The organism is Pseudomonas protegens (assembly GCF_003732485.1).
Classification (GTDB): domain Bacteria; phylum Pseudomonadota; class Gammaproteobacteria; order Pseudomonadales; family Pseudomonadaceae; genus Aquipseudomonas; species Aquipseudomonas protegens_B.
Map to the genome: position 1 here is coordinate 242,042 of NZ_MOAK01000043.1, position 8,870 is coordinate 250,911.

Annotated in this window: 9 protein-coding genes and 1 tRNA gene; 9 read left to right on the forward strand and 1 reads right to left on the reverse strand. The window is 63.2% G+C overall.

Translation table 11 applies throughout. The features are described 5' to 3' along the window. The 5 genes from BLX41_RS35035 to BLX41_RS10635 all read left to right on the forward strand — a co-directional run. The coding region (locus tag BLX41_RS35035; protein WP_259744664.1) for an extracellular solute-binding protein at window positions 1-419 on the forward strand (419 nt) is incomplete at its 5' end. Window positions 420-489: 70 nt separating this feature from the next. After that, entirely contained in the window at window positions 490-1,953 is a 1,464-nt protein-coding gene (locus BLX41_RS10620; RefSeq protein WP_123724832.1) for an amidase, read from the forward strand. 77 nt (window positions 1,954-2,030) lie between these two features. Further along, window positions 2,031-2,107, forward strand: a tRNA-Met gene (locus BLX41_RS10625). A 180-nt stretch (window positions 2,108-2,287) separates the two neighbouring features. Beyond that, window positions 2,288-3,127, forward strand: a complete 840-nt coding sequence (locus tag BLX41_RS10630; protein WP_015637001.1) for a 5'-nucleotidase, lipoprotein e(P4) family — start codon at window positions 2,288-2,290, stop codon at window positions 3,125-3,127. Window positions 3,128-3,245: 118 nt separating this feature from the next. Further along, on the forward strand, window positions 3,246-3,932 hold the full coding sequence (locus BLX41_RS10635; RefSeq protein WP_123724833.1) for a T6SS immunity protein Tli3 family protein: 687 nt from the start codon (window positions 3,246-3,248) through the stop codon (window positions 3,930-3,932). A gap of 48 nt (window positions 3,933-3,980) precedes the next feature. Here the strand turns inward: BLX41_RS10635 and BLX41_RS10640 are convergent, their stop codons facing one another. After that, window positions 3,981-4,973 carry a cytochrome-c peroxidase gene (locus tag BLX41_RS10640; protein ID WP_123724834.1) on the reverse strand — a complete coding sequence of 331 codons (993 nt, stop codon included), beginning with the start codon at window positions 4,971-4,973 and terminating at the stop codon, window positions 3,981-3,983. 235 nt (window positions 4,974-5,208) lie between these two features. On the opposite strand from BLX41_RS10640, the gene ggt reads away from it, so the two are divergent. The 4 genes from ggt to BLX41_RS10660 all read left to right on the forward strand — a co-directional run bounded on the left by ggt (window position 5,209) and on the right by BLX41_RS10660 (window position 8,546). Then, complete coding sequence (ggt, locus tag BLX41_RS10645; RefSeq protein ID WP_123724835.1) at window positions 5,209-7,044, forward strand: gamma-glutamyltransferase; 1,836 nt, start codon at window positions 5,209-5,211, stop codon at window positions 7,042-7,044. Window positions 7,045-7,198: 154 nt separating this feature from the next. Then, window positions 7,199-7,693 (forward strand): GNAT family N-acetyltransferase, encoded by a 495-nt coding sequence (locus tag BLX41_RS10650; RefSeq protein ID WP_123724836.1) that lies wholly within the window; start codon window positions 7,199-7,201, stop codon window positions 7,691-7,693. Window positions 7,694-7,921: 228 nt separating this feature from the next. After that, entirely contained in the window at window positions 7,922-8,242 is a 321-nt protein-coding gene (locus BLX41_RS10655) for a transcriptional regulator (protein ID WP_185073483.1), read from the forward strand. Then, on the forward strand, window positions 8,229-8,546 hold the full coding sequence (locus tag BLX41_RS10660; protein ID WP_123724837.1) for a helix-turn-helix domain-containing protein: 318 nt from the start codon (window positions 8,229-8,231) through the stop codon (window positions 8,544-8,546). The genes BLX41_RS10655 and BLX41_RS10660 overlap by 14 nt, the downstream gene beginning before the upstream one ends. Window positions 8,547-8,870 lie beyond the last annotated feature (324 nt).

Here is an 8,870-nt window from a genome sequence, read left to right on the forward strand (position 1 = left end):
ACAGCTCCAAGGCCGGGGCGATCCGCGAGAACCTGGCGGCCGGGGAAATCGACATGTCGATGTTCTGGGGCGGATCGTCCATGCGCGCCCGGGAAATGAAGCCCGGCCTGAAGTACCTCTACCCGAAAGAGGGCGTGCTGGCCTGGGTGGACAACATGGTCATCCCCAAGGGCAGCAAGAATCCGGCGAACGCCAAGGCCTTCATCGCCTTCCTCAGCCAGCCTGAGAACGCCGCCATGACCCAGAACTTCCTCAAGCACCAGAGCCCGATCAAGGACGTCGAACCCTTCCTCGACGCCGGGTTGAAGGATGCTCCCGAGCTGCACATTCCCGAGGGCACCAAGGTGGTCTTCAGCCAGACCTGCGGCGAAGGCGCAATCCGCCTTGCCGACCGCCTGTGGACCAACCTGATGCGCTGAGCTGCGTTGACTTGCCGCCCCGGCCTGGATGCCGGGGCGTTTCTAAAGCCGTTTGAAAGGCCCTCCTGCCATGATCGCCAAGCCCCCCAGCGAACTGGTCCTGCTTCAGGCCCATGAACTCGCCGAGCGTATCCGCCTGCGTCAGGTTTCCTGCCGGGAAGTGATGCAGACCTACCTTGCCCACATCGAGCACTACAACCCCCTGGTCAATGCCCTGGTCAGCCTGCAACCGGCCGAAGCCCTGCTGGCCGAGGCCGACCGGCGCGACGCCGAACTGGCCCGTGGCGAATATCGCGGCTGGATGCACGGCCTGCCCCACGCGATCAAGGACCTGTCCCTGACCCAGGGCATCCGCACCACCCTGGGTTCGCCGCTGTACCGGGATTTCATCCCAGAGCGCGACGGCATCATGGTGGAACGGATCAAGGCCGCCGGGGCGATCCTGATCGGCAAGAGCAACACCCCGGAATTCGGCCTCGGCTCCCAGACCTACAACCCACTGTTCGGCGCCACCGGCTGCGCCTATGACCCGAGCAAGACCGCTGGCGGCAGCAGTGGCGGCGCCGCCGCAGCCCTGGCCCTGCACCTGGTACCGGTGGCCGACGGCAGCGACATGATGGGCTCGCTGCGCAACCCGGCGGCCTTCAACAACATCTTCGGTTTTCGCCCGTCCCAGGGCCGGGTGCCGTTCGACGACAGCAGCGACCTGTTCATCGACCAGCTCGGCTACGAAGGCCCCATGGCCCGCAGCGTGCGCGACGCAGCCCTGCTGCTGTCGGTGCAGGCCGGCGGCGATGCACGGGCGCCACTGTCCATCGCCGAATCCGGCCAGGGCTTCGCTGCCCCGCTGGAACGCGACTTCAAGGGCACGCGCCTGGGTTGGCTGGGGGACTTCAACGGTTACCTGCCAATGGAAAAGGGCCTGCTGGAGCTCTGCGAGAAAGCCTTGGGCGATTTTTGCAGCCTGGGCTGCAGTGTAGAACCCGCCAGCCCCGACTTCGCCCCCGAGCGCCTGTGGAGCAGTTGGCGCACCCTGCGCCACTGGATGGTCGCCGGGTCCCTGGGCAGCACCTATGCCGATCCACAGAAACGCACACAGCTCAAGGACGAGGCCATCTGGGAAGTGGAGAACGGCCTCAAGCTCTCCGCCAGTCAGGTATTCGAAGCCTCAGTGATTCGTAGCGACTGGTACCGCGCCATCTCCCGGCTGTTCGAACGCTTCGATTACCTGCTGCTGCCCAGCGCCCAGGTCTTCCCTTTCGACAAGAACAGCCCCTGGCCGCGCAGCATCGAAGGCGTGGCCATGGACACCTACCACCGCTGGATGGAGGTGGTGATTCCCGGCACCTTGTCCGGCTGCCCAGTGGCCAGCGTCCAGGCCGGCTTCAATGCCAACGGCCTGCCCATGGGCTTGCAGATCATCGGCAAGCACCAGGCCGACTTCGCCGTCCTGCAACTGGCCCACGCCTACGAACAGGCCAGCCGCTGGTTCCAGCGCTGCCCATCGCCACTGATTTTCGGGGGGAAGGGATAAACGGTTGATAGCGTAGATAATTTTTTTATAAAAACGCTTGACGCATTGTCGTTCCGAGCGAATAATGCGCGCCACTTGGCTACATAGCTCAGTTGGTTAGAGCATAGCATTCATAATGCTGGGGTCCGGGGTTCAAGTCCCTGTGTAGCCACCAAGTACTAAAAACGGCTTACCGCAAGGTAGGCCGTTTTTTTATGCCCGCAGAAAAGTGCCGGAGATTACGCCGCATTGATCCACAAACGCGACACCTGCATTGAGCCCCCGCCCGGGGTGAGATAGAACACCGGGGCAGTGTTTGTGAGAGCTGCGCAATCCTCACTTCAAGGGCTCGATAATGACAATAAAAAACCACAGGACTTCAGTCGCCCCCTGGCTGTTCTCGCTCCTGGCAATCACCTGTACCCCAGCCTTCGCCGAACAGGCCCCTACCCCGCCCTCCAACCTGCTGACCGCCGCCGTAGCCTGGAAGCAGACCGCCGCAGAGTTCGAGGCGCTGTACTACCAGGGCTTCAACATCGCCCGTCTGCAACTGGACCGCGCCCTGCAGGAACACAAGGCCGGCGACCGCCCCCTGGCGATCATCAGCGACGTTGACGACACCGTGCTCAGCAGCAACAGCTACTGGGGCTACATGATCAATTCGGGCAAGGAGTTCTTCGACGACGAGGCCTGGGACAAATGGGTCGCGGACAATGGCCCGGTGGCCACCCCGGGCGCCGTGGAGTTCCTCAAGTACGCGCAATCCAAGGGTGTCGAAGTCTTTTACGTCACCAGCCGCGACCAGGGCGAAAAGACCTACGAATACGCCCTGGCCAACCTGCGCAAGAACCAGCTGCCCTATGCCGATGAGCAGCACCTGACGGTGTACCGCGACAGCTCCAACAAGGAGCCGCGGCAGCAGGAGATCGCCAAGGACCACAACGTGGTGCTGATGCTGGGCGACAACCTCAACGACTTCAAACGCAAGTACTACGTGGCCGACGTCAAGCAGCGCAGCAGCCTGATGACCGAGGACAAGGAGCAGTTCGGCCGCAAGTTCATCCTCTTCCCCAACCCCACCGACGGCCATTGGCTGAAGGCGATCTTCGGCGACTCCGAACCGCCGGCCACTCCTGAAAATCGGGCCAAGTTCAAGGCCGCGGCCAGCTCGACGGCCTGGCAGATGAAGCCCTGACAGGGCGTCGCAACATCAGCGCAACGCTGGCCCGCCATGGCCAGTGTTGCGCCAAGCCCCCAGGGATGTCATAAACGCCAGCCCCTGCACTCAGGCAGGAACAAGGAGTCGTTTTCTCATGCGGGCAAGGAAGCTGCTGTTGCTGATCTCGTGCGGGGTACTTGGGGCCTGCAGCACTCCCGAGCCGATCCAGTACCTGCCCGGCCGGGTCATCTACCGCATCGACTCATCACGCTTTTTCGAGATCGACCGGACCACCTTCAAGCTCTGCAACGGTTCCTCGCCGGTCATCGCCAGCAGTGGCGACATGGTGCACTACACCGACACCCGGCTCGGCATCCACACTCCGGTTGCACCCTTTGGCTCATTCAACGGCATCACCGTGCATGGCCGTGGTTCGCACTTGATGATCGATGCTGCCAACTCCAACTACCTGGTGATTCCGATTGCCCAAGGACCGGGCTTCAGCAAGGGCGGGGGCGGCTTGCCGCGCCTGTACTTTTCCCAGGATGCCGGGCGTACCTGGCTGCGCATCACCGCGCCCAGGTACCTGGAAAGCCCTGAGCGAACCTGGCTGACCGGCTCCGTCCTTTCGCTCGAAGGGCCCCTCCTGCACGGCGCCGCGCAGATCGACCTGTCCTTGAACTACGAGACGCTCAAGGACCACTCGCCCTACTCGATGCTGTCTTACCCACAACGCTGGCAACGCACCGATAGCACTCGTACACCTGGCTACTTCGAACCCGCTCGCCAAGCCCCCATCGATGACCGGTTCAATTGCGCCACGGGGGCCAGGCAGGGCTGACCCAGCACGTGGGGCTTGAAAAACCGCAGTAGGCTGCGGTTTTTTCGCTCAGTTGAACGGCTGCGGACGTGGTGTCTGCGCCGAGGACGGCGGCAGGATCGGCAACTTGAAGTCCGGCTGGTCACCGGTCAGGGTTTCAAGGAAGGCCACGATCTGGCTGACCTCCTCGGTACCCAGCTTGCGTCCCAGTTGCAGCCGAGCCATCACGTCCACCGCCTCTTCCAGCTTCCAGTAGGCACCGTCGTGGAAGTAGGGATAGGTCAGCGCCACGTTGCGCAGGGTCGGCACCTTGAACAGCATGCGGTCGGCGTCCTTGCCGGTCAGCCCGGCCACACCCTGGGCCGGGTTCTGGGTGACATAGGGTTCGATCATGCCCATCTTCTGGAACGAGCCGCCGCCCACGGCCTCGCCGTTGTGGCAGGCCACGCAGCCGATGGACTTGAACAGCTGATAGCCCTTGAGCGCGGTAGGGCTGATCGCCGCCTTGTCGCCCTTGAGCCAGCGGTCGAAAGGCGCATTGGGCGTCACCAGGGTGTCTTCGAACGCGGCAATGGCGTTGGTGGCGTCTTCGAACTTGATCTCATCGCTGCCATACACGCGCTTGAAGGAAGCCCGGTATTGGGGAATGGAACGCAGCACGTCCACCGCCAACTCATGGGTAAAGCCCATCTCCCCCGGGTTGGTGATCGGACCACTGGCCTGCTCCTGAAGCGTGGCCGCACGGCCATCCCAGTACTGCGCAAAGCTCAAGCCGGAGTTGAGCACCGTAGGTGAGTTGATCGGCCCCTGGTGCCAGTTGTGGCCGATGGAGGTGGGCAGGTTGTCGCTGCCGCCCATACTCAGGTTGTGGCAAGAGTTGCAGGAAATGAAACCGGACTTGGACAGGCGCGGGTCGAAGAACAATTGCTTGCCCAGCTCCACCTTGGCCACATCGGTGATCTTCACCGGCTGTACCGGCTGGATCGGTTCGCTTGGCGTTTCTGCGCGAACCTCACCCCCCAACAGCAATCCGAAAACAAGTAACCACTTACAACGGTGCATGGCGTCCTCTCATCAGGCTTATAGTTTGCTTCACCATGTGCCCAACGCCCCCCGGCTGCCCTGACGCAGATCAATCGGCGGCCGGGTGCAAGCCTGCCTGCGACCCTGTGTACAGGAGCGATGGTCCGCTCCAACCACCTGGCCAGGGCCACACCCGGGTCCAACTGCCGGTGCCACTGCTGTACATTCCCCCACACGGACGACACCTCATTTACCTGTGAACGGAGCTCAACGCGTGTTCTCGAACTTCCCTCCCCGTCACCGCCAACTGCTCAGCCTCAGCCTGCTGGCCGCCACCCTCAGCCTCGGTGCCTGCCACAACCCGCCGTCTTCCAACACCCTGCCCGCCGCTCCGGAGATCGCCTCGGGCTACCGCACCGACATGCAAACCCGGCACGCCGACAAACACATGGCGGCCGCCGCCAACCCGCTGGCCGCCGAAGCCGGGCGCGAGATGCTGCGCAAAGGTGGCTCGGCCATCGACGCGGCGATTGCCATGCAGGCCGTGCTGACCCTGGTAGAACCGCAGTCCTCGGGGATTGGCGGCGGCGCGATGATCGTGCTCTGGGACGGCAAGGCCGTGCGCACTTATGACGGTCGGGAAACCGCGCCGGCCGGCGCCACCGAGAAACTCTTCCTGCAGGCGGACGGCAAGCCCATGGCCTTCCCTCAGGCGCAGATCGGTGGACGCTCGGTGGGCACCCCAGGCGTGCTGCGCGCCCTGGAAATGGCCCACCAGAAACACGGCCGCCTGCCTTGGGCGCAATTGTTCGAACCGGCAATCCGCCTGGCCGAGCAAGGCTTCGCCATCTCGCCACGGCTGCACACCATGATCAGCGCCGATCCTTTCCTGGCGCGCTCGCCGGACATGGCCGCGTACTTCCTGAATGCCGACGGCACGCCGAAAGCCGTGGGCACCTTGCTGAAGAACCCGCCACTGGCCGCGGTGCTCAAACGCATCGCCGAGGAAGGCCCGGACGCTCTGTACAAGGGCCCGGTGGCGGCAGAAATCGTCGCCAAGGTCCAGGGCCACGCCAACCCCGGCAGCCTGTCGCTCAACGACCTGCAAGGCTACCGCGCCAAGGAACGCGCGCCGCTGTGCAGCGACTACAAGCGCTGGCAGGTATGCGGCATGCCGCCGCCCTCCTCCGGCGGCGTGGCGGTGGCGCAGATACTCGGCACCCTGCAGGCCCTGGAACAGCGCGACCCGCGCTACGCCCTGGCCAACCTCAAGCCGCAAAAAACCAGCCTGCCCGCCGGCCTGGAGCCCGCGCCACAAGCGGTGCACCTGATTGCCGAAGCCGAGCGCCTGACCTATGCCGACCGTGGCCTGTACGTGGCCGACAGCGACTTTGTGCCTGTGCCGGTGGCCGGCCTGATCGCCCCGGACTACCTGGCCAAACGCGCAGCCCTGATTGGCGAACGCAGCATGGGCAAGGCCGAACCGGGCAAGCCTCAGGGCATCCAGGTGGCTTACGCACCGGACCGTTCGCCAATGCGCATCTCCACCTCGCAAGTGGTGGCGGTGGATGACCTGGGCGGCGCCGTATCGATGACCACCACCGTGGAAGCGGCGTTCGGCTCGCACCTGATGGTCCAGGGCTTCATGCTCAACAACCAGATGACTGACTTCTCCTTCATCCCCGAGGAAAATGGCCAGCCGGTGGCCAACCGCGTCCAACCGGGCAAGCGCCCGCGCTCGTCCATGGCGCCGACCCTGGTCTTCGACCGCGCCAGCGGCGAACTGCTGGCCAGCGTCGGCTCCCCCGGCGGCTCGCAGATCATCGAGTACGTGGCCAAGTCGGTGGTGGGCATACTCGACTGGAACCTCGACCCGCAAGCCGCCGTCGGCCTGCCCAACTTCGGCAGCCGCAACGGGCCGACCGAACTGGAGAAAGGCCAGTTCAGCCCGGCCCTGAAGCAGGCACTGCAAGCTCAGGGACATGAGGTAAACGAGATCGACATGACCAGCGGCACCCAGGCCATCGTTCGCGTGCGTGATGCACAGGGCAAGGCGTCCTGGGCCGGCGGCGCCGACCCACGGCGCGAAGGGGAAGCGCTGGGGGATTGAGAGTAATCGGATGAACCCGAGGGCTGGCCGTGAGGCTGGCCCTTTTTTGTGGGCGGTGAACGAGGGCGCTGTATGCAAAATTTTGCGCTGGTCTGTGTCTGACCCGGCCGGGGGATCTGCCCTAGCATCGTCCCTGTCCACCGAGGAACCGACGATGAACGAAATTGCAGCCGACCTTGATATCCCGGGCCTGAGCCCACGCCGCCTGACGCCCCAGGACCTTGAGCTGATCTGCCGCCATCGCCAGGCGATGTTTCTCGATGCGGGTAAGGATCTCTCCACCTTGCAGGTGATGACCGAGCACTTTCGCCCCTGGTTGCGTGAACGCCTGGAGGACGGCCGCTACTACGGCTTCGCCCTGATGGACGCCGAGCAGAGCGTGGCCAGCATCGGCCTGATGAGCATCGACTGGCCGCCCCACCCTTCCCATCCGACCCAGGATCAACGCGGCTACGTGCTCAACGTCTACGTCGAACCGGCCTACCGGCGGCGCGGCCTGGCTTCGGCGCTGATGAAACTGGCAGAGGCCGAGTTCAGCCAGCGCGGGCTGGGCTTTGCCGTGCTGCATGCGACCGAGGCCGGCAAGCCGCTGTATCAGGGGCTGGGTTGGGCGGCGACCAGTGAAATGGCGAAGGTGTTGGAAGCTTGAGTTAGCTGCTTTGGATCATAGAGCCGCCCTGAGCAGAGTTGCCCGGGTTTCAGGTCATGCAAAAGGTGACATCGGGGGCATGGATCACACACAAGAAAACGAATGGCCTGACTGGAAATCAGGACTCCGCTCATTGGAGTTGCAACTCCACGTTCTTAATCTTTCAGGAGTCATCTCCTAGCACCCACCATTGCCGCAAGGTACGTCAAGGACGTAGAATTCTCCCGCATGCTGACGATCATAGAATCTCCGCTGTTTTCCAGACTCTGGCCCGATTACTGGTCCGAAGAGGAGCGTGGAGAGTTCATGACGTTTCTTGCCAGCGACCCAGAGTCCGGCGTTGTCATCCCGGGCTCTGGCGGTTGCAGGAAAATCAGATGGAGCGTTGATGGACGTGGAAAAAGTGGCTCGGTGCGGGTCATCTATACCACCCAGCTCGCATGCGGAGCCCTGGTTGCGCTGGTGATCTATGGCAAAGGCGCTACCGAAAACATTCCAGCACCTGTTCTACGCAGAATTGCGAAGGAGATGAATCATGCCCCTTACTGAAAAAGAACTATTGGAGCGCGATGCCAAGCGCAATATCGGCCAGGAGCTTCTGGACGCGATCATCGATGTCAAAGCCGGCCGGCATGGCCATACCCATAGCAATCCGATCACCAAGGCCGCCGAAGCGCGCGGTAAAACCGGGTTGTCGCAACCCAAATTTGCGCAACTGCTTGGCGTGTCGGTAAGGACCCTTCAAGAGTGGGAGCAAGGTCGGCGCTCGCCTTCTGGAGCTGCCCGTTCATTGCTGCATATCGCAATGCTCAGGCCCGATGTATTTCGAGAGGTGCTGGCACAACCTCAGTAGCCACGGATCGCGGCGGTTGGGTTGGACGGCGACCACAAGACAGCGGCTACAGAGTCGGTCTATCTCACAGTCACAGAATGTCGCAGCAATGCCGTTGCGGCACTCCCCCTCCCCCGCTATCCTTCGCCCGTCGCTGAAACATCAGCGAACGGGCTTGGCGGCCCGAACCACGAAAGGCGCAATAGCGCCAAAACACGAATGCAGGCGCTTTTTTTGTGCCCGCATTTCTGTGTCATGGCGGATTGCGCAGGGACCCCTCCGGGGGTGCCGGTTCCTTTCGTGCCGGTCCGCCAACCTTGTGCAATCCGCCACCCAAATCTGCTT

Bases quoted from the DNA above. Each gene is read 5' to 3' on its own strand.
- BLX41_RS10630 (WP_015637001.1), top strand. From the start codon at position 2,288: ATGACAATAAAAAACCACAGGACTTCAGTCGCCCCCTGGCTGTTCTCG.
- BLX41_RS10660 (WP_123724837.1), top strand. From the start codon at position 8,229: ATGCCCCTTACTGAAAAAGAACTATTGGAGCGCGATGCCAAGCGCAAT.
- BLX41_RS10650 (WP_123724836.1), top strand. From the start codon at position 7,199: ATGAACGAAATTGCAGCCGACCTTGATATCCCGGGCCTGAGCCCACGC.
- BLX41_RS10620 (WP_123724832.1), top strand. From the start codon at position 490: ATGATCGCCAAGCCCCCCAGCGAACTGGTCCTGCTTCAGGCCCATGAA.
- BLX41_RS10640 (WP_123724834.1), bottom strand. From the start codon at position 4,973: ATGCACCGTTGTAAGTGGTTACTTGTTTTCGGATTGCTGTTGGGGGGT.
- BLX41_RS10655 (WP_185073483.1), top strand. From the start codon at position 7,922: ATGCTGACGATCATAGAATCTCCGCTGTTTTCCAGACTCTGGCCCGAT.
- BLX41_RS10635 (WP_123724833.1), top strand. From the start codon at position 3,246: ATGCGGGCAAGGAAGCTGCTGTTGCTGATCTCGTGCGGGGTACTTGGG.